20 protein-coding genes and 2 pseudogenes are annotated in these 23,343 nt (G+C 51.8%); 2 read left to right on the forward strand and 20 right to left on the reverse strand.

All coding sequences use genetic code 11. The features are described from left to right. Window positions 1-37 precede the first annotated feature (37 nt). The 9 genes from AC0Z7K_RS04735 to AC0Z7K_RS04775 all read right to left on the reverse strand — a co-directional run bounded on the left by AC0Z7K_RS04735 (window position 38) and on the right by AC0Z7K_RS04775 (window position 10,774). Window positions 38-694 (reverse strand): methionine ABC transporter permease, encoded by a 657-nt coding sequence (locus tag AC0Z7K_RS04735; RefSeq protein WP_413529706.1) that lies wholly within the window; start codon window positions 692-694, stop codon window positions 38-40. Continuing rightward, window positions 675-1,829: a methionine ABC transporter ATP-binding protein gene (locus tag AC0Z7K_RS04740; protein ID WP_413529707.1), complete on the reverse strand. Its 1,155-nt coding sequence runs from the start codon at window positions 1,827-1,829 to the stop codon at window positions 675-677. The genes AC0Z7K_RS04735 and AC0Z7K_RS04740 overlap by 20 nt, the downstream gene beginning before the upstream one ends. 11 nt (window positions 1,830-1,840) lie before the next feature. Further along, a complete protein-coding gene (locus AC0Z7K_RS04745; protein ID WP_485613101.1) occupies window positions 1,841-2,683 on the reverse strand; it encodes a MetQ/NlpA family ABC transporter substrate-binding protein in 843 nt (280 codons plus the stop codon). Between the two features lie 234 nt (window positions 2,684-2,917). Continuing rightward, window positions 2,918-5,224, reverse strand: a complete 2,307-nt coding sequence (gene opgB / locus AC0Z7K_RS04750) for a phosphatidylglycerol--membrane-oligosaccharide glycerophosphotransferase (protein ID WP_485613102.1) — start codon at window positions 5,222-5,224, stop codon at window positions 2,918-2,920. A gap of 440 nt (window positions 5,225-5,664) precedes the next feature. Beyond that, on the reverse strand, window positions 5,665-6,381 hold the full coding sequence (locus tag AC0Z7K_RS04755) for an ABC transporter ATP-binding protein (protein WP_413529710.1): 717 nt from the start codon (window positions 6,379-6,381) through the stop codon (window positions 5,665-5,667). Next, a complete protein-coding gene (locus AC0Z7K_RS04760; RefSeq protein ID WP_413529747.1) occupies window positions 6,378-7,253 on the reverse strand; it encodes an ABC transporter ATP-binding protein in 876 nt (291 codons plus the stop codon). Before AC0Z7K_RS04760 ends, AC0Z7K_RS04755 begins: the two co-directional genes overlap by 4 nt. Before the next feature lie 11 nt (window positions 7,254-7,264). Continuing rightward, window positions 7,265-8,557 carry a high-affinity branched-chain amino acid ABC transporter permease LivM gene (gene livM, locus AC0Z7K_RS04765; RefSeq protein WP_485613103.1) on the reverse strand — a complete coding sequence of 431 codons (1,293 nt, stop codon included), beginning with the start codon at window positions 8,555-8,557 and terminating at the stop codon, window positions 7,265-7,267. A 10-nt stretch (window positions 8,558-8,567) separates the two neighbouring features. Next, window positions 8,568-9,482 carry an ABC transporter permease subunit gene (locus tag AC0Z7K_RS04770; protein WP_413529712.1) on the reverse strand — a complete coding sequence of 305 codons (915 nt, stop codon included), beginning with the start codon at window positions 9,480-9,482 and terminating at the stop codon, window positions 8,568-8,570. A 170-nt stretch (window positions 9,483-9,652) separates the two neighbouring features. After that, on the reverse strand, window positions 9,653-10,774 hold the full coding sequence (locus AC0Z7K_RS04775) for a branched-chain amino acid ABC transporter substrate-binding protein (RefSeq protein ID WP_413529748.1): 1,122 nt from the start codon (window positions 10,772-10,774) through the stop codon (window positions 9,653-9,655). A gap of 474 nt (window positions 10,775-11,248) precedes the next feature. Here AC0Z7K_RS04775 and AC0Z7K_RS04780 point away from each other — a divergent pair, with 474 nt between their 5' ends. Beyond that, window positions 11,249-11,464: a YgdI/YgdR family lipoprotein gene (locus AC0Z7K_RS04780; RefSeq protein WP_413534941.1), complete on the forward strand. Its 216-nt coding sequence runs from the start codon at window positions 11,249-11,251 to the stop codon at window positions 11,462-11,464. Between the two features lie 122 nt (window positions 11,465-11,586). On the opposite strand, the pseudogene AC0Z7K_RS04785 reads toward AC0Z7K_RS04780, so the two are convergent. From AC0Z7K_RS04785 to AC0Z7K_RS04795, 3 genes and pseudogenes are all read right to left on the reverse strand, one after another. Continuing rightward, a pseudogene (locus AC0Z7K_RS04785) lies at window positions 11,587-12,060 on the reverse strand (SDR family NAD(P)-dependent oxidoreductase); the annotation flags it as partial. A 64-nt stretch (window positions 12,061-12,124) separates the two neighbouring features. After that, complete coding sequence (locus tag AC0Z7K_RS04790) at window positions 12,125-12,907, reverse strand: SDR family NAD(P)-dependent oxidoreductase (protein ID WP_485613105.1); 783 nt, start codon at window positions 12,905-12,907, stop codon at window positions 12,125-12,127. Window positions 12,908-12,942: 35 nt separating this feature from the next. Then, window positions 12,943-13,131, reverse strand: a pseudogene (locus AC0Z7K_RS04795) (oxidoreductase); the annotation flags it as partial. A gap of 133 nt (window positions 13,132-13,264) precedes the next feature. Here AC0Z7K_RS04795 and AC0Z7K_RS04800 point away from each other — a divergent pair. Continuing rightward, a complete protein-coding gene (locus AC0Z7K_RS04800) occupies window positions 13,265-13,813 on the forward strand; it encodes a TetR/AcrR family transcriptional regulator (protein WP_413529717.1) in 549 nt (182 codons plus the stop codon). A 196-nt stretch (window positions 13,814-14,009) separates the two neighbouring features. Here the strand turns inward: AC0Z7K_RS04800 and hxsC are convergent, their stop codons facing one another. The 8 genes from hxsC to AC0Z7K_RS04840 form a co-directional block, all read right to left on the reverse strand. Continuing rightward, window positions 14,010-15,218, reverse strand: a complete 1,209-nt coding sequence (gene hxsC / locus AC0Z7K_RS04805) for a His-Xaa-Ser system radical SAM maturase HxsC (RefSeq protein ID WP_485613106.1) — start codon at window positions 15,216-15,218, stop codon at window positions 14,010-14,012. Beyond that, window positions 15,215-16,672: a His-Xaa-Ser system radical SAM maturase HxsB gene (hxsB, locus tag AC0Z7K_RS04810; RefSeq protein ID WP_485613107.1), complete on the reverse strand. Its 1,458-nt coding sequence runs from the start codon at window positions 16,670-16,672 to the stop codon at window positions 15,215-15,217. The genes hxsC and hxsB overlap by 4 nt, the downstream gene beginning before the upstream one ends. Beyond that, on the reverse strand, window positions 16,662-16,886 hold the full coding sequence (locus AC0Z7K_RS04815) for a hypothetical protein (RefSeq protein ID WP_413529720.1): 225 nt from the start codon (window positions 16,884-16,886) through the stop codon (window positions 16,662-16,664). The genes hxsB and AC0Z7K_RS04815 overlap by 11 nt, the downstream gene beginning before the upstream one ends. A gap of 5 nt (window positions 16,887-16,891) precedes the next feature. After that, entirely contained in the window at window positions 16,892-17,398 is a 507-nt protein-coding gene (gene hxsD, locus AC0Z7K_RS04820; protein ID WP_413529721.1) for a His-Xaa-Ser system protein HxsD, read from the reverse strand. Continuing rightward, complete coding sequence (locus AC0Z7K_RS04825) at window positions 17,322-17,639, reverse strand: hypothetical protein (protein WP_485613109.1); 318 nt, start codon at window positions 17,637-17,639, stop codon at window positions 17,322-17,324. The genes hxsD and AC0Z7K_RS04825 overlap by 77 nt, the downstream gene beginning before the upstream one ends. 711 nt (window positions 17,640-18,350) lie before the next feature. Continuing rightward, the gene (hemB, locus tag AC0Z7K_RS04830; protein ID WP_112168520.1) at window positions 18,351-19,325 is read right to left on the reverse strand and encodes a porphobilinogen synthase; all 975 of its coding nucleotides are present in this window, start codon (window positions 19,323-19,325) and stop codon (window positions 18,351-18,353) included. Between the two features lie 213 nt (window positions 19,326-19,538). Continuing rightward, on the reverse strand, window positions 19,539-21,638 hold the full coding sequence (locus tag AC0Z7K_RS04835; RefSeq protein ID WP_485613112.1) for a peptidase domain-containing ABC transporter: 2,100 nt from the start codon (window positions 21,636-21,638) through the stop codon (window positions 19,539-19,541). Beyond that, window positions 21,625-22,911, reverse strand: a complete 1,287-nt coding sequence (locus AC0Z7K_RS04840; protein ID WP_485613113.1) for an HlyD family secretion protein — start codon at window positions 22,909-22,911, stop codon at window positions 21,625-21,627. The genes AC0Z7K_RS04835 and AC0Z7K_RS04840 overlap by 14 nt, the downstream gene beginning before the upstream one ends. Between the last annotated feature and the right edge of the window lie 432 nt (window positions 22,912-23,343).

Consider the following 23,343-nt stretch of genomic DNA (forward strand, 5'->3'; position numbering starts at 1 on the left):
TTTGAAAAAGATGACCGGTTTTAATAATCACCGAAGGTTAATGACGTTTATCGACCCGGGCGACGATGCGGTCACCCAGCCACTGAATACCGCATACCATGACAATCAGCACCACAATCACTTCAATCATGACCACCGTTTCAAAACGCTGATAGCCGTAGCGGATCGCCAGGTCGCCTAACCCACCCGCGCCGATAGCCCCCGCCATCGCCGATGCACCAATCAGCGCCACCAGCGTCACCACGAATCCGGACAAAATGCCCGGTAACGCTTCCGGGATAAGCACGTCCCAGACGATGCGCAGTTTGCTCGCGCCCATCGCCCGCACCGCGTCGATCAGCCCGCGATCGACATCTCGCAGGGAGACTTCCGCCACGCGCGCAAAATAAGGCGTGGCTGTAATAGAAAGCGGAACGATCGCCGCCCACGTCCCGAGGGATGTGCCGACCAGAAAGCGTGTCACCGGAATTAAGGCCACCAGCAAAATGATGAACGGCAGCGAGCGAAAACCGTTGATGACAAGCCCGAGCGAGCGGTTGACCCAGCGGCTTTCAGCAATGCCGCCGGGGCTGCTCATCACCAAAATCAGCCCTAAGGGCAGACCGGCAATCAGTGAAAACAGTCCGGAGATGGCGGTCATCAGCAACGTTTCTTCAACGGCGTTAATCAATAAATCAAGCATTACTGGAGACATAGCCTGTCAGCTCCACGGTGGCCTGGTGCTGTTCCAACCAGTGTAAAACGGTTTGCTCTGAGGCGGCGTTATCGACCGGCACAGAGAAGAAAAAACGCACGATGGCGTAATGCTGAATATGATCGACCCCGCCCTGAATCAGGCGGAACTGCCCCGGCAGTTCCGCAGCCATCCGCGTGAGAATTTCGCCCTGTCTGCCCTGCCCGGCGTAATGCACGCTGTAAATCGCCTCGCCCTGACGTACCTGCGTCAGCCGTTCAGCCAGCGCCTCCGGCAGTTGCAGCAGCAAACCCTGTAACAGGATGCGGGTCAGTTGCGATTGAGGATGCGCAAACACCTGCCACACCGGGCCTTCTTCAATAATTTCCCCGCCGTTAATGACCGCCACCCGATGAGCAATCTTTTTGATCACTTCCATCTCATGAGTAATGAGCAAAATAGTGATGCCGAGCGTCTGATTCAGCGACTGCAACAGCGTCAGAATAGAGCGGGTAGTTTCAGGATCGAGCGCCGACGTGGCTTCATCGCACAGTAACAATGCCGGACTGGCGGCCAGCGCACGCGCAATGCCGACGCGCTGTTTTTGTCCGCCAGACAAGGCGGCCGGATAGTTTTTGGCTTTATCTTCCAGCCCGACCAGCGCCAGCAATTCGGCGACTCGCGCCTGACGGCGAGCCTTGTCATATCCGGCGATTTTCAGCGGCAGTGCGACGTTCTGTTCTACGGTTTTGGCCGACAGCAAATTAAAATGCTGAAATACCATACCGACGCGGCTGCGCACGGACTGCAACGCTTTCTCACTCAGGCCGGTTATTGCGTGGCCTTCGATTTCGATCACACCGTCGTCGGGTTGTTCCAGTCCGTTGAGACAGCGGATCAGGGTGGATTTCCCTGCCCCGCTGCGGCCGATAAGGCCGAGGATTTCTCCCCGCCTCACCGTTAACGACACATCCTTGAGTGCCTGCGTGGTACCGAACCGGCGGCTAACGCGGTGCAATCGCACCACGTCTTCGGCATCCTCTGCCGCGCTTGTTCGCTCAGCGCTTACAAACGCGTTTACGCCCGCTGCGACGGCGTCTTTGTCATCCGCAGAGGTGGCAGTAAAATGCGCGTCGATCTCAGAGATAATCGTCATGCTTTACATCCTTACCAGGCCGTGACGCCGGTGCCTTTATAAACCTTATCAAACACTTTTTTCACGTCGTCGTTCTGGTAGGAGGAAACGAGCGTTTTCACCCACGGCGCATTGGCGTTTTCTGTTTTCACTGCAATGAAGTTGTTGTAAGGGTTGCCTTTGACCGGCTCCTGCGCGATGCGATCGGCTGGCGTCAGGCCACTTTTCAACGCCCAGTCTGTGTTGACAATCGCCGCATCCAGATCTGGCACTGAACGGCCGATAATGCCGGAGTCCAGCTCTTTGATGACGACATGGCGCGGGTTTTCTGTGATGTCTGCGGTGGTCGCGAAAATGCCTGCGCCCGGTTTCAGTTTAATCACACCGGACTGTTCGAGCAGGATCAGGCCGCGCGCTTCGTTGGCTGGATCATTAGGTACGCCGATGACCGCACCGTCTTTCAGCTCGTCAGCTTTTTTTACTTTTTTAGAATACAAACCGATTGGCCACACGGCGGTATAACCGACGCGCACGATATCGTAATGATTCACTTTGATCTGATTATCGAGAAACGGCTGATGCTGGAAGGCGTTGGCATCCACTTCGCCATTTTGCAGCGCTTCGTTAGGCTGGTTGTAATCATTAAACACCACCGGCTTGACGGTCACCCCTTTCGCCGCTGCCTGCTTCACCACTTCGCGCCAGACATCTTCGTCTTCACCGCTGATGATACCGACTTTGATGGTCGTTTTATCCGCTGCATGAGCAGCCGTAAGCGGGGCCAAAATACCGCTCGAAATCATAACAGCAGAACTTGCCGCCAGTAAAAAAGCACGGTTTACGCGGGTCTTAGTTTTGTTAAATTTTGTACGCATCGAGTATCCCCAAAAGTGTGTATGAGCTGCCTGCACAAGGCTGTGATTCTGTGCAGGAATTTGGCGAGTATACCCATCGGCTTATTTCTATATAATATTGTTTAAGAGATACATATTCCTGAAATGAATATGTGAAATGGCAAAGTAAAGCGATTAAAAAGATAAGCTCGCCGTGGCCTGATTCAGAACGAAAAAACCCGCCGTAGCGGGTTTTCTCATTCTTACACATCGGTCTCAGGACTGGGGTTCGACCGGCTGAACTTCCAGGGAAACCATGCCGATGCCCAGCTTACGCGGCTGGAAACCGCCGCTGGTGCCTTCGGTCGGTTCGGTCGGTGACGGCGGCGTGATGACAATGCTTTGCGCCGCGCCAGGATTGGTGAACTGGACTTTCACCGTGCCGTCTTTATCCCCAAAGGAGACGAATTGTTCCTGATCGCCGACGCGGACTGACACCGGTTTATCGATGTTACTGCCGTAGGCTCTGGCGCGGATCACCACGTCAAAAGTGGTTGGCAGCGGTTTGACGTAATCGATTTTCACCGACGGCGCGAGATTCGCATCAGACCAGCGCCCCCAGTTCTCCACGGCGGAAACCCCGGCGATCGCTTTCACCTGCTCAGGCAGACCCGGTACCATGAAGGCAATCGCAGCGGATTTGTAGGTCGTGTCTGCATCATCAATATTGAGCGTTTTCACCGTCTGCTGATAAATCGCATTGCTGCCAGACATATCCTTCACAAAATCGACTTTACCTTTGAAGCTGTCGCCGTTCGCCTGCACGATAGTCGGGCGCGCTCCCAGGTTGCCGGAGGCCACACAGAGACCGGTATTGAGCGACAGCTCAGGTGCCCAGACGCGCCCCATTTCATAGCATTTATCCACCCAGACAAAGTTGTCGCTGGTCGACAGCGTAGCGAGCTGTTTTTTCAGCGGCGTCGATAAATACACGTCAAACATCGGCTCAATTTTGTCCTTGGTGACTTTCAAAATAAACGGCGTTTTGATGGTCATGCCAGAGAATGTGAAGCTGTTTTCCTTGTTGCTGACGGTGTAATTTTTGATGCTGTTTGGGAAGCCCCACTGTTTGATGACCGCCGGTTTCCAGGCATTCACTTTGTCATCGATATTGAGGAACTGCTCGGTCATTGACGTCGCGGAAATCCCGCTGCGGCCGAGGCCGATATAGTTATCGCCGCCCATCATATCCAGCACGGTCGCGCCGTTATCCAGCGTGCTGCGCTTGGCGGCATTCAGATCGCCCACCGGATGACGGCCATCGAGCACGAAGAACAGATCTTTGCGATTCTGTTTGGTCAGCGTGCTGTAGGCGGTGTTGTTCATCGCCAGATGATCGGAAGAAACCACGATGATGGTGTTATCGAAATAGCCTGAGGCTTTGATCTTGTCGATAAACGCCGCAATCAGCTCCTGACTGCATGAAACTGCGCTCAAAGACTGATTCGGTTTGCCGGTCAGCGGATAGGCTTTACGGGTACAGCCACGGGAAATAAAACCGTCGGGGTGATGCGTATCGACGGTCAGCGTGAAGAGAGAAAACGGCTTGCCCTCTTTGCTCAGCTCGACAAACTTCTTGTACACCTCGTCCAGCAGCGTGTCGTCATACCAGCCCCAGTCATTTTTGTATGCCGGATCGGCGACGGTCGGACGCAGATCGTTATAGCCGTAAAGATGATCAAAACCGTGGGACTTCAGGAAGGTGCCTTTACCAGCAAACGCCAGTTCCGCCCCCTGATAGAAATAGTTGGTGTAGCCCGCGCCTTTGAGGACGTCACCCAGACAGACGTTTTCGGGATAGAACGTCGCTAAGGCACTGGAGGCATTGCCGTCAAACGGCGCAAACAGCGGGATACCGCACTGCGAAGCAACCATACCGGCGATGGTGTAACCGGTGCCCGGCACCTGTTTGGTGTTGGTGAAATCGGTACTCTGCGCTTTGTGGCGACTCAGTTCAGTGGTCAGCCCGGGAAAGACGTTCTCATCGAAATAAGTACGTTCCAGACTTTCGCCGTAGATGTAGACCAGATTCGGCTTTTTCTCGCCTTTCACGGCCTTGACCGGCACTTTGTAATAGGTATCGAAATCCGCACCGCTGCCGGAAATTTGAGTTTTCACCAGGCGGGAAATATTCTGGAACGCCTGCGTGGAGCCGACCGAGAATACCGCTAGCACCACGGCCAGCACGCTGTACACCGCGCTGCTGTTTTTGGCGCGACGCTGCTTCAGCCCCCAGGCGAGAAGCCAGAAGACGATGATCAATCCGGCCAGTAACCCGAGGAACGGCAGGATATATTTATTCAGACCGGCGCCTTTCAGGCTGCTGGTGACGGTGTACAGCACGGCATCGGTGATGCCTTCACCGGTAAAATAGTTACTGCCGATCAGGATCACGTTCAAAATGACGTAAAGCCCTAAAAAGAACAGTACCAGCGAAAACCAGATACGACCGGCCGACGCACGCGTGACGTAGAAATAGATAGAGGAAAGAAACAAAACAAATGAAAGCCACTCAGAAGCCATTTTCAGCGCCCTGTCTGATTAAAAAAATAAACACAACGACCCAGTCTGCTGATTTGCCAGCAGCGCCGACGGTTCAATTCATCGAGTAAATGACCCGTTTGTCATTCACTTCATCCCTGAGACAGGAAAATTTTGTGCCAAAAACGGGTGACGCTATATAGCCTGTTCAACATCAGGGGGTCAACGCCCTAATGCTGTTTTAGGTCACTGATTTATCCGAATAAACCTCTTTCTCACAAATTCGTGACGGTTATCTCTGAATGATACCTCAAAGATTTAACCTTCCGGTCACTAAATTGTAGGAATTGCATGTTATCGGAAGAGTATGAGCGAAATGTGGAGAACGGTTTTGGAATCAGATAAAACCTAGAGTGACATCGCAAAAAAAAGCCCGTGATGCGGGCATCCCGGGCTCAAACGTTCAGTGTAATTCGAAGGGGCTATGCGCCGCCTAAGTACGCCCTGCGGACTTCCGGATCCACCAGCAACGCCTCGCCAGTGCCGCTCATGCGGATCTGACCGTTGACCATCACGTAAGCGCGATCGGAAAGTTTCAGGGCGTGATGCGCATTTTGTTCAACCAGAAAAATTGTCATTCCGTTACGCGCCAGCTCGCGCAGCGTCTGGAAAATCTGTTTTACGACGATCGGCGCGAGGCCAAGACTCGGTTCATCCAGCAACAACAGTTTCGGACGGCTCATCAGCGCCCGCGCAATCGCCAGCATTTGCTGCTCCCCACCGGACATGGTCATCGCCCGCTGCTTACGCCGCTCTTTCAGGCGTGGAAACAGTTCGAACATGGTTTGCAGATCCTCCGCCGCGTGTTTATTGCCGATGGGAATGGTACCCATCAGGAGGTTTTCTTCAACGGTCATATCCGGGAAAACGCGCCGCCCTTCCGGCGACTGCGCAATGCCCTTTGATGCCACAAAATGCGTGGATTTACGGCTGATATCTTCGCCACAAAATAAAATCTGACCGCTGCGGATGCGCGGCTGGCCGAAAATCGACATCAGTAACGTTGATTTCCCCGCACCGTTCGCGCCGATCAGCGCCACGGTTTCGCCCTGATCCACCTGCAAAGAGACCTGTTGCAACGCCTGGATCGCACCGTAATAGACCTCTACGTCCCGAAACTCCAGCATCGCCTGGCTCATAGGCTGACCTCGTCTTCGTCAGCACCCAGATAGGCGGCGATGACTTTCTCATTGTTTACAATTTCCTGCGGCGCCCCTCCGGCAATCACGTCGCCGTGGTCGAGCACAATGATGTGATCGGAGATCTCCATCACCATCCCCATATCGTGTTCGATCAGCAGCACGGTGATGTCGTGATGGTCACGCAGGAAGCGGATAATTTTGCTCAGCGTGCGGGTTTCCACCGGATTCAGCCCGGCGGCCGGTTCATCAAGGCAAATCATTTCCGGCGCGGTGCACATGGCGCGGGCGATCTCCAGCCGCCGCTGCTGGCCGTAAGACATCTCGCCCGCCAGCCGGTTGGCGCAGTCCACCAGTTCCACCACTTCCAGCCAGTAAAATGCGCGATCCAGCGCCCGCTCCTCTGCACGCCGGTAGCCCGGCGTATTGAGCACTCCGGCAATCAGATTGCGGTTGGTTTGCATGTGCTGCGCCACCAGCAGGTTCTCCACCACCGACATCTCACGGAACAGGCGGATATTTTGAAAGGTGCGCGCCAGCCCAGCGCGGTTCACCAGATGGGTGCCGCCAAACATTTTGTAGAAAATCCGCCTGCCGAGCTGCGCCGGTTTCAACCAGTCATCCGGCTGAAACTTCTGCCCGAGCACCTGAACGACGTTGGTCGAGCCTGTGCGCGTGTTGAGGGAAATCGTGCCGCCGGACGCTTTATAAAAACCGGTCAGGCAGTTAAAGACCGTGGTTTTCCCTGCACCATTCGGGCCAATCAGGGCGGTGATAGAGCCGCGCCTGACGTCAAGACTCACATCGTTGAGCGCCTTAATACCGCCAAAGTGCATCATCAGATGTTTAACGCTGAGGATGCTTTCATTCATCACCGCGGCATTCATGGTGCGACTCCTTTACGTACGGCAAATCCGCTGCGGCTGATGCGGATTAACCCGCGCGGCCGCCAGATCATCATCACCACCATCAGCACGCCAAATAACAGCACACGATATTCCGCAAAACTGCGCAGCAGCTCCGGCGCGACGGTCAGCACAAACGCCGCCAGCACCACGCCGATGGTCGACCCCATACCGCCAAGCACCACGATGGCGAGGATCAGTGCGGATTCGAAAAAGGTAAACGAGGTCGGGTTCACGAAGCCCTGATAGGTGGCGAAAAACACGCCTGCGATCCCGGCGGTGGATGCCCCGAGCGTGAATGCAGAAAGCTTCACCAGTACGTGATTCAGCCCCATCGCGCGGCAGGCGATTTCATCCTCCCGCAGCGCCTCCCACGCACGCCCAATTGGCATGCGCGTCAGCCGGTGTTTGATAAACAGCACCAGCAACACGACGAGAACCAGCACGGTGTAGATAAAAATAAACTTCATATTGGGGTTATAGGTGAGATGGAAAAATTCATGGAACGGCACGCCGCCCTCTTTCGCCCGTCGCCCGAACTCCAGCCCGAAAAACGTCGGTGCAGGCGCGGAGACGCCGTTCGGTCCGCCGGTAAACGACAGCCAGTTAGTCAGCACCAGCCGGATGATTTCACCAAAGCCGAGCGTAACGATTGCCAGATAATCGCCGTGCATCCTCAGCACCGGGAACCCGAGCAGCGCACCGGCGAGGGCTGCCATCAGCGCCGCCAGCGGCAGCATCGACCAGAACCCGAGGCCAAGATACTGATAGCCAAGCGCCAGCCCGTAAGCTCCGATGGCGTAAAACGCCACGTATCCGAGATCCAGCAGCCCCGCCAGCCCGACCACAATGTTCAGCCCGAGCCCAAGCAGCACGTAAATCAGCCCTAAAATCGCAACGGTCAGAATGTATTTGGTGGCGACAAACGGAAAGAATATCGCCAGCACGATTAACAGCGGCAGCACCCAGCGCAGGCTGCTTTTATGATCCACAGGCCGGACATACACTCCCGCGCTTTCGCTTTCAAAACGCGTCCGCATTTTCTGCCCGGCGGCGGTTTCCAGAAAGGCACTGAGCATAAAACGTCCGACCATCACCGCGGCGATAATCCACACCAGCCGTTGAGAATGGAAGTTGAAGCTGTAGCCATCGAGCACTACCCCGACCACCGGCCCGAAGATAATCAGCGCGACCAGCCCGGCGAAAATGGCATCCAGCAGACAGCGTTTCAGTGAGAAGCCGCCATCAATAACAGCAGTTTGTGACGTCATTTTTTCTCCCTCACACTTTAGATACGACCGGGCGACCCAGCAGGCCCTGAGGGCGGAAAATGAGGATCACCACCAGCAATCCGAAGGAGAACACATCTTTGTAATCCGAGTTCACCATGCCTGAGAACTGCGCTTCAGCGATGCCTAAAATCAGGCCGCCCAGCATCGCGCCCGGCAGCGAACCAATTCCGCCCAGCACAGCCGCCGTGAAAGCCTTGATACCGATGATAAATCCGGCGTAAAAATCAAAAGTGCCGTAGTTCATGGTGACCAGCACACCCGCCAGCCCGGCCATCGCCGCGCCAATCATAAACACCAGCGAGATGATGCGGTCGGTATTGATGCCCAGAATCGACGCCATCTTGCGATCCTGCTGCACTGCCCGGCACATGCGGCCGAGTTTGGTGCTGCTGATAATCCACGACAACACCAGCATCCCGACAAACGCCGCCACCAGAATGAACAGCTTGGTATAAGTCATCTGCACGAAGCTGTCGCCGATGTGAAAACGCAGCGCGCCGTCAAACATAGTCGGGATCCCCTGCTGTCGCGGTCCCTGACTGATTTGTGCGTAGTTTTGCAAGATAAGCGACATGCCGATCGCGGAGATCAGCGGCGCAAGGCGGGTAGAGTTTCGCAGCGGTTTGTAGGCAATGCGCTCAATCGCCCAGCCGTAAACGCCGGTGACCACGATGGTAAACACCAGCGTGCCGAGGATCAGCAAGGGAAATGAGTGCAACCCGAAGAAAGACAGCAGCGCCAGCGCGATGGCGCACAGATAAGCGGAGATCATATACACCTCGCCATGGGCGAAGTTGATCATCCCGATGATACCGTAAACCATGGTGTAACCGATGGCGATCAGCCCGTACACCGCGCCCAGCGTGATGCCGTTAAACAGCTGTTGCAGGAAGAATGAATCCATAAATACGCAGTCTCTTTTTGCGACCGCGTTTGGGGAAGCGCGGTCAGAACTCATAAAGCGTTATTGTTGCAGCCAGTTTGGACCCGGCCAGCGCGGAAAACCCGGAGCGTACACGTAGTACGTGAGGAGTTTGAGCACTGCCCGGATTCAAAATGGCAAATAAAATAGCTTTATTTCACTTCCTGGTATTTGCCTTTGTCATCCCATTTATAAACCACGTAATCCGAGACTTTCAGATCGCCTTTGCTGTCCCAGGATTTTTTGCCCATCACGGTATCGACGCTGTTAGCTTTCAGCCAGGCGCTGGCCTTGGCTGAATCGGTGCCGCCGGTGGCTTTGAACGCGGCAGCAATCGCCTGAACCGAGGCGTAGGAATACAACGTGTATCCTTCGGGTTCGAACTTGTTGGCGCGGAACTTATCGATAACGGTTTTCCCTTCGGCAATCAGACGCGGGTCTTTGCCGAAGGTCATCAGAATGCCGTTGGTATATTGCGGGCCACCCGCGGCCGTCACCATTTCTTCATTGACGATACAATCGCCGGAGAAGAACGTCGCCTGCACACCCTGTTCCCGCATCTGGCGCACTAACGGACCGGCTTCCGGATGGCAACCGCCGAAGAACACCACGTCGGGTTTCTGCGCACTGATTTTGGTCACCAGCGCGTTAAAGTCTTTTTCGCCGCGTGACAGCCCTTCGTACATCACTTCCTTCACGCCGCGTTTGTTGAGCGCCGCTTTGGTAGCATCCGCCAGACCCTGTCCGTAGGTGTCTTTGTCGTGGATGATGACTACTTTTTTGGCTTTGAGTTTGTCGATGATGTAATCGCTGGCAACCAGACCCTGCTGATCGTCACGCCCACACATGCGGAACATATCGCTCATGCCGCGCTCGGTGATTTGCGGGTTGGTAGATCCGGGGGTGATGGCAATAATTCCGGCGTCGTTATATACCTCGGAAGCAGGCATGGTAGATGAGGAGCAAAAATGCCCGACCACTGCCTGGACTTTGTCCTGATCGACTAAGCGGTTAGCAACGGCAACTGCCTGTTTCGGTTCACAGGCGTCATCGCCCTGCACCAGCTTAATTTTTTCGCCATTAATCCCGCCTGCGGCATTAATGTCTTCGGCGGCCTGCGTGGCACCATGCCAGTACTGATCGCCATAGGTGGCATTCGGGCCGGTGAACGGGCCAGCCACACCAATCACAATATCTGCATGCGCGGAAAACGCCGTCGCCAGACACCCTGCCAGTAAAAGAGAAAGCGGATTTCTTATCAATTTCATCGACATCATCGTGTTCCTTAGTAGCCTGTTTGAGCAAAATGGTTTTAGTAAGAACGCCGGAGCGTGGTCTTAAATCCTGACGCTAAACACGAACAAAAAGCACTGAATGGAGTGGTTGAAATCTTCCCGGGGACGACTGCGGAGTTTCCTTACGGTTTCGCTAAAGGTGTAAAACCTTAAGCAAAATTGCTGCCAGTGTTGCAACCTGTCACGCAATTGGTGGTCATTTTGAGTATAGAGCGCGTGAGGCAACGCCCCGAAGCAAGTTGCAGAAACAACGGCGGGATCACATCGCACTGCGCTGGTGCTGAAAAGATGAGGAAAAAGAGGGATGTCGCAACGCCGTGCACCAAAATGACCCGCCGCAATTTCTGCCAGCGTGTTCGCACTATTACGCCTGGTGACACTTTTATCCTTTGCATGTTCGGGTGGGTTGTTTTGTAATGCAGGCAGATGAATGCAAAGGGAAACGACTTAACAATGAAGAAATTATCTTGCCTCACCGCCCTCGCGCTGGCCCTGACGCTCACCGGCTGCGCCAGTGATTACGTGATCAACACCAAGGCCGGTGACCAGTTCTTCGCCCATGGCGAACCGGATCGCGACCGCGATACCGGTATGACCAGCTACACCGACATGAACGGCGATTATCATCTGATGAATACCAATGATATTGCGGGGATTGTGAAGAAATAATGTGGCATTCACCGTCGGCTGAGGGTGACCACTTTTCCTTTCGCCTGTCCCCGAGCGAGACAGGCAATCGCCCCTTCGCTTCTGCAGCTGTGGTCAGAATAGCCAGTTGAGGAAATTCATTTTTACTCTTTCGTATCAAGCTGAAGGCTTTTGCGTACGACCTTATCCAGGAATGATGCAGGCGCGAATCTGAGAATAAAGTTCAATTGACCTGCCAGCTTTCCCGCCGTGTAACGCACCTTTGGACGTGAACTCTGAGCCGCTTTAACCACCACATCAGCCACCACCTCCGGGCTTTCCGCTTCGGCCATTGCTTTGCTCACCACTTTCGTCAGCTTAGCCCGGATCTGGTCATACTCTTCAAGCCTGGCATCCGGCTCTAGATTATTGTTTTCGAACTGTGTTTTCATGTAAGCAGGTTCGATCACAGACACTCTGATGCCCTGCGTGCGCAGTTCATGATCCAGTGCCCCCGTATATCCTTCGACCGCATGCTTACTGGCCGCATAAAGTGCCACATACGGCAACGGAACGATCCCGAGAATCGAACCGATGTTAATGATGCGCCCGCTGCCCTGACGGCGCATGTGAGGGATTTATGTCGGATTTACCTCTGTGCAGAACAGCCGCAAGACCGTTCTGCACAGTGCAACTCGTTGACTAAATTGCTTTATATCGCTCTGCGGCTTCATCTTGTTTGATGTCGGAAAGCAGAGCCTGACGCGTCGCATCGAGGGTGTCCCAGCGGGCTGCATTATGTAAAGGCGGGATGGTGACGAGTTCACGGCGATCAAAGCCCACCAGCGCTGCATCCACTAACTCGCCCACTTCCATGAATTTTGCCGAGTTACTGATATCGATACCCGCACGGTCCCAGATCTCCGTATAAGTGCCGGCAGGAAGCACCGCCTGGATATAAATGCCCTTAGAAGACAGCTCGACATTCATTCCCTGAGACAGGAAAAGGACAAAGGCTTTGGTTGCGCCGTAAACCGACATGGCAAATTCCGGGGCGAGTCCGACGATGGAACTGATGTTAACGATCGATCCCTCCCCCGCTTGCACAAAGCGTGGTGCCACGGCACTGGCAAGTCTCGTCAGCGCAGTGACGTTGAGCGCGATAAGGCTTTCTATTGAATCAGGCGTCTGCTCGGTAAAACTGCCCGACTGCGCAATACCCGCATTATTGATAAGAATGCCGATTTGCGCGTCTTCACGCAGGCGAGCTTCGACCGTCTCTACATCCGCCGATTGCGTAAGGTCAGCAGGCAGAACATCGACAGAAATACCATTTTCCTGTCGCAGACGATCGGCAAGTGTTTCTAACTTTGCTTTGTCACGTGCGACCAGAACCAGATCGTGGCCCCGGCGGGCAAACCGTTCCGCGTAAACAGCACCAATACCCGTGGATGCGCCTGTAATGAGAACTGAAGCTTTAGTCATAAGATGATCTTCTTTATTAGTGTGTAAACAAAATTCGCAGTGTTCTGCGTGTCTTGGGTAATCAGCAATCCTGCGGTGGCGCGCTGGGCATAATAGGTCGCCGCCAGTTCGCCGGGAACCAGACCTGCTCCGGCACGGTTACGCGTCAGCGGTGCCATCACGATATGGTTGGAAAGCGTTATTGTCCCAAGATCATAGGGTTTAAATAGTGGTCGATTCGTCATGTTTATCCTCTTTGGCAGATGGTGGTTGTAGCCTCGACTTAATGATGATGATCATAATCATTAAAGTCAATTCTTTTGATTATGACCATCATCAATGTATACTTGGCCCTATATTTTGAGAGGATTGAAAAACATGAAAGTGTCAAAAGAGCAGGTTCGGGAAAACCGGATGCGCATTGTTGAAACGGCCTCAGAACTTTTTCGTGAGCGCGGTTACGATGGCGTGGGCGTCGCGGAACTGATGTCAGCTGCAGGCTTGACACACGGGGGGTTCTACAAGCACTTTGGCTCTAAGGCTGACCTGTTGTCAGAGGCGATGAGCTGCGGTTTTACACGATCCGCAGAAAGTACGGCAGGAGTGAACCGGGAAAAATTTATTCAATACTACCTCTCCCGACAACATCGCGATGATAGGGGAAAAGGGTGTGTCATGTCGGCACTGGGCACCGATACAGCCCGTCAGTCTGAGTCAATCAAAGCGACATTTGCAGCGGGAATTGAACGTCAGCTGGCAGTTTTGGGAAATGACAATGGAACACGCGCTGACCTGATAAATACCATTGCTCATCTTGTCGGCGCCCTGGTGCTATCCCGTGCTTGCCCGGATAATTCTGCTCTGGCTGATGAAATTCTGGAGGTGTGCTGCACACGCCTTCGCAGTCAGGATGACCATAAGGATTGAAGGTGCTGCAGCCGTTGCGATCATAGTCAGGGACAGCGCGCGCAGCAGTTTTTCACCCTCGAAAAACCCACGCGCGATGACATGAGCCAGAACTGCGGTGGATAGTTGAGGGGCGCTGACCATGTTTGTTTGCTGGGGAGGCACTCCCAAGCTTATTCCCTAATTTGAAAAATGACACGACCAGCGCAATTCTTTTTTAAACAGCAACAAAGGGTTTGATATGTCTGGAAAGCCAAAATTTCTCAGTTGAAGAATTAAAGAAGCCACAGCAACTTTCACGCTTAACACAACTGTCACAGGCTGTATCCCAGCTATTCTTAAAATCACTGATACTTTGTTTACAATATGGGCGAGTATCTGGATTCACGACACAAAGAGGCAAATTAAAAATTCTTACATCGATACCGTACAATTCAAAAACTTCAATTGCTGCAGAGAGTTCATCTTTATATTCCCAAGGATCGATAAATACCGTGTCGCGATTAAGCTTCGCTAAACCCATATTCTCCATTCCCATCAGTGCAACATGTTTCACAAAGAAAAGATTACGGCAAATGAATTCGGCAAGTGCCTTCAGATACGTTACTGTTACTTTGGTCAAAACAACACGCAGTTCGATGTTGATACCGTGTTTATAACAATTCAGCAGGCCAGCCATCGTTTGCTCAAAAGCCCCCTCGCACTGAACTACGTAGTCATGTATGTCTGAGACATGGCCAAATAGTGGTATTCCTGCAAGTAATTGATGTCCTCCGGCTTGAGCCAGACGGGCAGTGTAGTGCTCATTAGACAAATAACGGCCATTAGTCAGTAAATGGATTAATGTCTGCGGTGACCTGACCGAAATTCCCTCAACAATACGAAGTAATCCTTCCTTAAGCATGGTCGGTTCCCCACCCGTAATGCAAAATGTGGCAGGAAAATTTTCATTATCAATAAGTTCAAGTGTTTGCAGGATCCTTTGCTCAATAGACTCATGACTCCCCATCGATTGCGGTTTCGGTGGCTGCGGACACATGATGCAGAGGTTATTGCATGATTCTGTCACCAGGAATGCATTGTTTTGAGATCGGGCACGGAAATTGCGGTGAATACGTCCGCGTTCACTGATAGTGATAACATCGCCCTGACTGAATACTACATCCGAAGCGACAACAATTATCGGAACCGCATCCTGCAATTTAATGATCTCAAACCGAGGATCCTTGTTAGTACAAATTATTGCGCAAACATGGTGTAAGGGTGGCAGAGGTTCTTGCGTATGCGATGACAGGTAGAGAATCGTACCCGCCAGATCTGCATGCGTATCGGTCATAACTTTGCCAAACAACGGTGTACTTAAATGCAGAATGCTTTCTGCCTGCATAGAAAGAAAAAGTGTATCTTCAGCATACAACGTGTTCATTTCATTCCCCACTGCATCAACAGACGGCGGGTTTTTTCGTCACCTTCTGTGAATCTTTTAATCACCATAGTGATAATGCCTCTGTTTTTTAAACAGAAGTCATCTTTACCCGGATGCCCATACACTGAACCTGTCACCTGATATCGGCGGATCGGGTCGGCACCACAATAAGGGGCTAATGCACAGTCAGAACAAACCGGCAAGCAATCGTTCACGCCCGCGGCCGCCAGTTCTTGCATCACATCACCAAAGAAAAGATCTTCACGAGTGCTCTCAAAGATATTTCCCATTTTAAAGTGCTGATCGCCCATTTCCGCCATCATTCGACTTTCGTCACTTGGGTAAATATTTCCGTCATAGTTATATAACGTTACGCCAAAACCAGAGCCGCAGGGCGACTGAAGATCAACGAATCCCGTTGCCCACGGGGTCATAAGCTTTTTCATGATCAGGCTTGCATAAGATTCACGAAACCCGATTCCCTGTTGATTTAGAAGTATAATGTAATCGAGGCACTTCTCGTAAAAGTCCAAAAATTGCTCAGTGCTGTAGCCAATTTTGTGGAAATATTTATGGGCAAAACCATAGGGATTAAGCTCGCGAATAAATATGCTACGAAATCCATGTTTGACGTACTCATCAATGATCTCTTGCGGCATTTCCAGACTTTGACGGGTCGTTGTCATAAGGGCGCTTACCCTGTCGAAGGCATTACGCCGTTTGATCTTATCAAGAGTTGCGACTAATGCGCTCCAGGCACCTGTATTTCCATATCTGCGATTTTTGTCATGCAATTCCTGCGGGCCATCCAGTGAAGTACTGATTGAGAATTGATGTTCAATGAGAAAAGAAAGATCGTCATCATTCAGGTCACACAGGTTTGTGCAAACCACAAACTGAATATCCTTGTGTCTATTCTTTGCATTCACCAGTGCAACAGCTTGCCTGATAAGCGGCATATTAAGTGTTGACTCACCTCCCTGAAACTCCAGTGTTAGCTTATCCGAGGGCATCGATAAAAAGAGTTCGATGCTTTTTTCCATCACAGCCGGGCTCATGTCATAACGAGCCTGATCAGATTGGCAGCTTTTACGCGAAGCCTGGCAGTAAACACAGGAATTATTACAACGTATTGTAAGAACAAAGATATGCAACTGAGAGAAATTCTCGAGAAAAGCTTTTTTCGTTCTGTATCGTGAAGCCAGTAGTGCAATTTGGTTAGCATCTGCACACTCACTCACCATGTGCTTGGCCTTCAACTCATACCAAATCGCTTCATTTTCAATTTTCTCTTTTTTGGTCAGCGCAATAAGTTGTTCCTGCTCAAGACACATCCATTCGCCATAATCCGTCGAAAGGAAATAGCGTCCACTTTCGAGTAAGCTAAAACGAAAAGGAAGGAGTTGATATGTATCGCGGGTAAATTTTGAAGGTAACTGGATTTTAACGCTCATTTTTCATGATATCCTGTATGCTTAACTCGAGGATATTATTGAGGAATGTATGGATGATAAGTGCGCTTTCTGCTTGGTTTTCTTCCTTAACACGCATCGTAAGAAACATTTCTTCTCCAACCACATATTCAACGCTCATAAAGTCAGAGAATTGTTGGGCCATATCAGATAGGGCAGCCAGGGTATAAAACCCGTGATCTAATTTTATTTTCATGGAAATCACACAGCAGAGGTAAGAATATTAAGAGACGCATCCTGACATTCTGCATCAATAAGCATGATTGCTGGAGAAAAAGCTTTCCTTACGATTTCCTGATGTAAAACAGAGGTTTCCTGATAAATTATCTGTCGCATCTGATTTTCGTTAAGTGAGTTTAGGAATTTTTTTACCCCTGCACTAATATCCTGTTCGTTGCTATCTCCATTTTTATTATAAAAATAGATACCTGTAGTTTCATCCGCCACTTTTACAACGTGAACATAATAATGATCAGTAAATGCATAACACGTTTTCATTATCGCTTCACGGCTGTAAATTACCTTCCCCAGCGATAGCATAAAAAACTCACCCAATGCATTAACACCTTGTACGACATTCTCCATCATCATTGCCTTTTGAATTGGCCAGCTTAACAGCTGGCCTTGATTATTAGCACGTCGAACCTGGTGTGCATGAGTAGTGACTGGAATGGCTGGAATGGCTTGAGTGGCTGTAATGAGCTGCAAATACCAGCCCATCAAGCGATGGTTTAGCCATAATAATAGCTGTATTGGTCTGCTGTGGGGTATGATTAACCGTGGCTTGAGACTGATTCAAAGGGACATTCGTTCCACTGCTAGTGGATGCAATCGCTGGCATACTAACACCTGCTAAAACTCCGGCAACAATACTTGCAACAATGGGTGTGATGCTTTTATTCGAAAGTTCGTTAGCCGAACCTTTTACGACTTTTGGCAATACTTTCATTTTTAATCCCTACCAAAGATGAGAAGACAACATATTGCTGTCATGAATATGATAAATTATTGCCATGATTCTATCTGGGGTTATTTACATGAAGTATTTGATTTAAATCATATGAAAATCATTTATCAGGGTAAAGTGATATTGCTTATCATTTATTAAAATTAAAGGGTTATTAATAAATTGCATATAGTGAGCACGCTATGTTTTAGCAGCATCGGGAAAAACACGTGATTTATTCTTTCTTATTTAACTGTGTTACTAATAAATTATAAGGTGCGCTCTGCACTATTAAATTAAATTAATGTATAAATAGTTATCACCAGAGCAATATTGACTCCCTCTGAACCGTGCATTGTGGTTTTATACATGCCTGCTTATACCTTACATCCCTGACAACCACACACATTGGTTCGCTTGACCGATGAATCGGTTCTGTGGCTACATCGCCCTTGAACTGCTCATGAGCGGCGAGGGCTTTGAAATAGCTTTCCTCTCCAAGCACATTATCGATATGGGCTCGCAGCCTCCCATTAGTTTCTGCCGTAGTCTTTACGATGTACGGATCAGCCGCCGTACTCACGACAATGGCGAAAGCCGAACCGCCGGGGCATCGGTCTAAGTTACAACGCGAACCGCTTGCGGGTAGCTACACCGCTCAAACATAAAAAAACCGGGCAAAAGCCCGGTTTAACTTTCCAGTGCTGGCAGGAATCAGACGCCCTGCTCGGCAATATCCATCGCGAAGTAGGTCAGAATAATGTCTGCGCCCGCACGCTTGATTGCGCCGAGGCTTTCACGCACCACGGCGCGCTCATCGATAGCACCGGCCTGTGCGCCGAATTTTATCATCGCGTATTCACCGCTGACCTGATACGCCGCCAGTGGCAGACGTGAGGCTTCGCGGATGTCGCGGATGATATCCAGATAAGCGCCCGCCGGTTTAACCATCAGCGCATCGGCGCCTTCCTGCTCATCGAGCAAGGACTCGCGCACCGCTTCGCGGCGGTTCATCGGGTTCATCTGGTACTGCTTGCGGTTGCCTTTCAGCACGCTGCCACCCGCTTCACGGAAAGGTCCGTAGAGCGATGACGCGAATTTGGTGGAGTACGCCATGATCGAGGTGTCGATGAAACCGGCTTCGTCCAGCGCGCTGCGGATGGCCTGCACCTGACCGTCCTGTGCGGCGGAAGGTGCGATAAAATCAGCACCGGCGGCAGCGGCAACCACGGCCTGTCTGCCGAGGTTTTTCAGCGTGGCGTCGTTGTCTACGCCGTGATCGTGCAATACGCCGCAGTGGCCGTGCGAGGTATATTCACAGAAGCAGGTGTCGGACATCACGATCATTTCCGGAACAGTGTCTTTGCAGATACGCGCCATGCGGGCGACCAGACCGTTTTCGTTCCAGGTGTCGCTGCCGGTGGCATCCATGTGATGCGAAATACCAAAGGTCATGACTGAGCGGATACCGGCGCGGGCATAGCGTTCGATTTCAAATGCCAGACGGGATTCGGGAATACGAAGCACACCGGGCATGGCTTCGATGGGTACGTATTCAGAGGTCTCTTCTTCTACGAAAATCGGCAGTACCAGATCGTTAACGCTGAATTCAGTTTCCTGAAAAAGGCTGCGCATGGATTCGGACTGTCTCAGGCGGCGAAGGCGTGAGCTCGGGAACTGATTCGACATGAAAACTCCTAAAATTAATCTGTTGCGCTGAAATTTTTTAGAAACAGGAGCGCAGACAGTTCAGACGGCAGGAGGCGATGCAGCGCCGTCAGACGATGAAGCCCGTATTTTATAATAACTTTTAAACAAATGATGAACTTTCCGTGAGGAGATGTAACGTAGGCCGCATTTTTAGGCAGGCGATCCCCTAGCTGGGATCGCCCGAGGAAACGTTTATCCAAGTTTGATCTCACGATCCGCAGAAGCAATGGTTGAAGGCCGGTGGGCGATAAAAATGCGTGTGATATCAAGCTCGCTGATCGCCTGATTAATCCGCGCTTCGTTGTCCAGATCCAGATGGCTGGTGGCTTCGTCGAGGAACAGAATTGCCGGGCGTCGGTAGAGCGCACGGGCAATCAGCACCCGTTGTTTCTGGCCGCCGGAGAGGCTGCCGCCCAGTTCGCTGATCAGCGTTTCATAACCCATCGGCATCCGTTCAATATCCTCATGAATGTTGCAGCGCCGGGCGCAGTCAACGATGCGTTCTTCATCCTTTTGCTCGTCAAAGCTGGCGATGTTCTCGGCAATCGACCCGGCGAACAACGTATCATCCTGTAACACACAGGCGATACAGCTGCGGTAGTTGTTAAGCCCGGCGGTGGTGATATCCATGCCATTAATCAGGATCCGGCCTTCAGTGGGTGAGAGCAAACCGGTCATGATTTTCATCAGCGTGGTTTTGCCCTGCCCCGATGGGCCGGTGATCGCCACACTTTCTCCCGCGGCCACCGACAGGTTCAGGCCGTTGATCAGCGGCGCGGTCAGGCTGTCGTACTGGAACACCAAATCACGAACGTCGAGCGACGCCGCTTCGCCCGCCCGCAGCAGCTCACGTTCCGGCAATGATTTCTCGGTGTCGGTCAGCGCGATATCGGCAATACGGTCACGGTGCAGCGACAGCATTTTCAGCTGCAACATCATGTTCAGCAGATTAGCTGCACGTTCCGAGAACTGCCCGCGATAGGTGTTGAATGCGACGAACATCCCCAGCGTCATATGCCCGTCGATCACCTGGGTGGCACCCAGCCACAGCAACGCGACCTGATCGAGCGTGGCGATCAGCGTATTCCCGCCGGTAAACATCATTTCAAATTTGGTTTTACGCACCGTCGCATTGGCGTTATCAATATTCAGATTTAGCCAGAAGTTGGCGCGCGCTTTGGATAACCCCAGCGCTTTCAGCGTGCTGATGCCGTAAAGCGTTTCCATAAAGTGCGAACCGGCGCGTGCCCCTTTGACGATTTGCTCTTCCGAAACCTGACGATACGCGTTGTAAGTCGTCAGACGGAAAATCACATACACCGCCGTGCAGCCTAGAATCACCCAAATCAACCAGCCGCCGTACAACACCATCATCACGATAAGCCCCACCGACATAATGCCGTCGATAATGCTGTTGACCACGTTGGTGGTCAGCGTGGTGCGTAACGTATCGAGCGAAGTGAAACGCGACTGGATATCGCCGAGTTTGCGTTTTTCGAAGTAATCGAGCGGCAGTTTTAGCAGATGGTCGAACAGCCGCGCTTTCCACTGAACGTCGATAAGCGTGCTCATGACCAGCGACGTACAGGCGCGCAGCATACTGACGCCGGTGCGGAAAATGATGAAGAACAGCAGGCCGAGACAAATGAGCGTCAGTAAATCCGGGTCTTTCGCCGGGATCACGTGGTCCATCACCAGCTGCATCCCGACCGGCAGCAGCAGATTGACGGATTCAATCATCAGCGACAGACAGAAAATCTTGGCAAGCGCAGGAATAAGGCCGCTGACGTTGCCCATCATTTTGCGCAGATCGAGCCGGACGCGCGGCTTTTCAGAAGTGAAGCCGCTGTCCGGCCACAGCTCAAGCGCCACGCCGGTAAAATGTTCGGACACTTCGCGCAGGCCAAGAGAGCGGCGGCCAAACGCCGGATCGTGAATAATGACTTTGCCCTGTTTCACACCGACCAGTACCACGAAATGGTTGAGATCCCAGTGCAAAATGCAGGGCGTTTTCAGCGCGTTCAGTTCATCGATATCCAGCTTGAGTGCGCGGGATTTCAGCTCATTGGCAGTGGCGATGTCCATCAGTGTGCGCAGCGTCGCACCGCGTGAGGAAATACCGTAGCGCTGGCGCAGCGTTTGTAAATCCACATGTTTGCCGTGATAGCCACACACCATCGCCAGGCAGGCCAGCCCGCATTCGGCGGCCTCGGTCTGAATAATTTGCGGCACGCGGTGCCGCCAGCTGAAATGCAGGCGGTCAGCCAGTTCGCGAACGTTATCGAGATTCATTGATTGGCCCCACCACGCTTTTCTTCATGCTGTAATACGGAGAGAGCATCCACTGATATAGCGGTCTTTTCTCCAGAAAGAGGGTCGATTGCGCTTTCATTCCGCTGGATAAATTCAGCGTTTCGCCGTGCCAGTTCATGGCTTTTTTATCCAGCGACACAATCACTTTGTAATACGGCCCGCTGACCGTGCCGTTGGCGGTTCTTGGCGCGCTGGCGTAAGAATTCAGCTCCTGTTCAGACACCGGCGCGGAAGAGATCGATTCTACCTTGCCGGGAAACTGGCCATACTTTTCAAACGGATAGGCTTCGTAGCGGATGTTGATGTGCTCACCGGCTTTAACGTAAGGCACGCTTTCATTCGGCAGCCACGCCACCAGAAAGAACGGGGAGTTTTTCTCGGGCACCAGCTGCGCGAGACTGTCACCGGCGTTGACCATCTGCCCCGGCGTGACGCTTAGCGAGGAAATTTTGCCGGAGGTCGGGGCTGTTATCAGCAGCGAGCCTTTGGCATCCGCCTGCGCCAACTGGCGTTCGAGATCGTTGCGCTGATAGCCATACTGCGAGATCTGATTGTCAAAATCGGCGGCGCGGGTCACCAGTTCGCTGCGCAGATTCGTTATCTGCAACGCTTCCTGAATCGCCTGCGTGTTCAGGCTCTGGAACGAGGTTTGTTGCTGATAAAACAGGTAACGCTGGTTGTTCAGCTGATCGGTATTGATCAGCCCTTTCTTCTGATACGCGCCGTAGTTCTGCATACTTTTTTTCATCGCGTTCAGGCCTTCCTGCGCGGAATCCACCATGCTTTGCGAGACCTCATGCGCTTTCTGGTACTGATCCAACTGCTGTTGCAGGTTTTCCAGCGTTTCCTGCTTATTGTGCTGAAGCTGCACGATGATGGCGTCTATCTGCTCGCGCTGCTTTTTGATCGCCGCAAGCGTGGTGGTGCTGACATTCCCCGCCTGCGTCACCCGGCTGACATCAATCTCATACAGCGGCTGGCCTTTTTTTACCGGTTTGCCGGTATCGACAAACAGCTCTGTCACCACGCCCTGCTCCGGGCTGAACAGGTTAATGCTGTGCGGCTGTGTGATGATTTCACCGCTGACGTTAATGCGCCGCGTGTAGTTGGCGAAGATGAGGAAAATCAGGAGTGCGAAGATAAAAATGGCGGTCAGCGTGGTGACGATCCATAAAGGCCAGCCGGCGAGTAAAAGCGCTTTCCCCGCCCAGTGGCTTTGCTGATGTTCATTCACCTCTTTACGAAAGAGCATATTTACGCCCCCGGATGAACACCGTTTTTATGAACATAATGCAGATCTCTGAAAATAGGATCTGTGAAAGATAGCAGTCAATATTTTGGCTGCCACCGCGAATACTCTGAAACAGGCAAAGAAGATATTTACAACGGAAGATAATCGCGCAGAGGAATTAAAAGATCGTTATTGCGGATGGCACTGAGATATATTTTGGCGCTGATTTTTTACCCAAATCTTTATTAAGAAATTAATGAATTAAAATTAAATAACTTATAAAACAATTGGCTACAATTAAAATTCCACATAGGAGATTATTCCTAGTCAAATTCTTATCATGGTACTCTAGGCTTAATCCCTGTGAAGACATTGCGTAAAAATTATCTCCATAGCATTACTCAATGTTTTCATCCCCCCGATGCTTTGGTGATTAGAAAGCTTTGGGGACTG

It is taken from the genome of Rahnella sp. 1L-D-7-B-C2, assembly GCF_057290995.1.

Bases quoted from the DNA above. Each gene is read 5' to 3' on its own strand.
- AC0Z7K_RS04800 (WP_413529717.1), top strand. From the start codon at position 13,265: ATGAAAGTGTCAAAAGAGCAGGTTCGGGAAAACCGGATGCGCATTGTT.
- hxsB (WP_485613107.1), bottom strand. From the start codon at position 16,672: ATGAGCGTTAAAATCCAGTTACCTTCAAAATTTACCCGCGATACATAT.
- AC0Z7K_RS04790 (WP_485613105.1), bottom strand. From the start codon at position 12,907: ATGACTAAAGCTTCAGTTCTCATTACAGGCGCATCCACGGGTATTGGT.
- AC0Z7K_RS04835 (WP_485613112.1), bottom strand. From the start codon at position 21,638: ATGAATCTCGATAACGTTCGCGAACTGGCTGACCGCCTGCATTTCAGC.
- AC0Z7K_RS04745 (WP_485613101.1), bottom strand. From the start codon at position 2,683: ATGCGTACAAAATTTAACAAAACTAAGACCCGCGTAAACCGTGCTTTT.
- livM (WP_485613103.1), bottom strand. From the start codon at position 8,557: ATGACGTCACAAACTGCTGTTATTGATGGCGGCTTCTCACTGAAACGC.
- AC0Z7K_RS04735 (WP_413529706.1), bottom strand. From the start codon at position 694: ATGTCTCCAGTAATGCTTGATTTATTGATTAACGCCGTTGAAGAAACG.
- hemB (WP_112168520.1), bottom strand. From the start codon at position 19,325: ATGTCGAATCAGTTCCCGAGCTCACGCCTTCGCCGCCTGAGACAGTCC.
- hxsC (WP_485613106.1), bottom strand. From the start codon at position 15,218: ATGAACACGTTGTATGCTGAAGATACACTTTTTCTTTCTATGCAGGCA.
- AC0Z7K_RS04775 (WP_413529748.1), bottom strand. From the start codon at position 10,774: ATGTCGATGAAATTGATAAGAAATCCGCTTTCTCTTTTACTGGCAGGG.
- opgB (WP_485613102.1), bottom strand. From the start codon at position 5,224: ATGGCTTCTGAGTGGCTTTCATTTGTTTTGTTTCTTTCCTCTATCTAT.
- AC0Z7K_RS04840 (WP_485613113.1), bottom strand. From the start codon at position 22,911: ATGCTCTTTCGTAAAGAGGTGAATGAACATCAGCAAAGCCACTGGGCG.
- AC0Z7K_RS04740 (WP_413529707.1), bottom strand. From the start codon at position 1,829: ATGACGATTATCTCTGAGATCGACGCGCATTTTACTGCCACCTCTGCG.
- AC0Z7K_RS04780 (WP_413534941.1), top strand. From the start codon at position 11,249: ATGAAGAAATTATCTTGCCTCACCGCCCTCGCGCTGGCCCTGACGCTC.
- AC0Z7K_RS04760 (WP_413529747.1), bottom strand. From the start codon at position 7,253: ATGAATGAAAGCATCCTCAGCGTTAAACATCTGATGATGCACTTTGGC.
- AC0Z7K_RS04755 (WP_413529710.1), bottom strand. From the start codon at position 6,381: ATGAGCCAGGCGATGCTGGAGTTTCGGGACGTAGAGGTCTATTACGGT.
- AC0Z7K_RS04815 (WP_413529720.1), bottom strand. From the start codon at position 16,886: ATGAAAATAAAATTAGATCACGGGTTTTATACCCTGGCTGCCCTATCT.
- AC0Z7K_RS04825 (WP_485613109.1), bottom strand. From the start codon at position 17,639: ATGAAAGTATTGCCAAAAGTCGTAAAAGGTTCGGCTAACGAACTTTCG.
- AC0Z7K_RS04770 (WP_413529712.1), bottom strand. From the start codon at position 9,482: ATGGATTCATTCTTCCTGCAACAGCTGTTTAACGGCATCACGCTGGGC.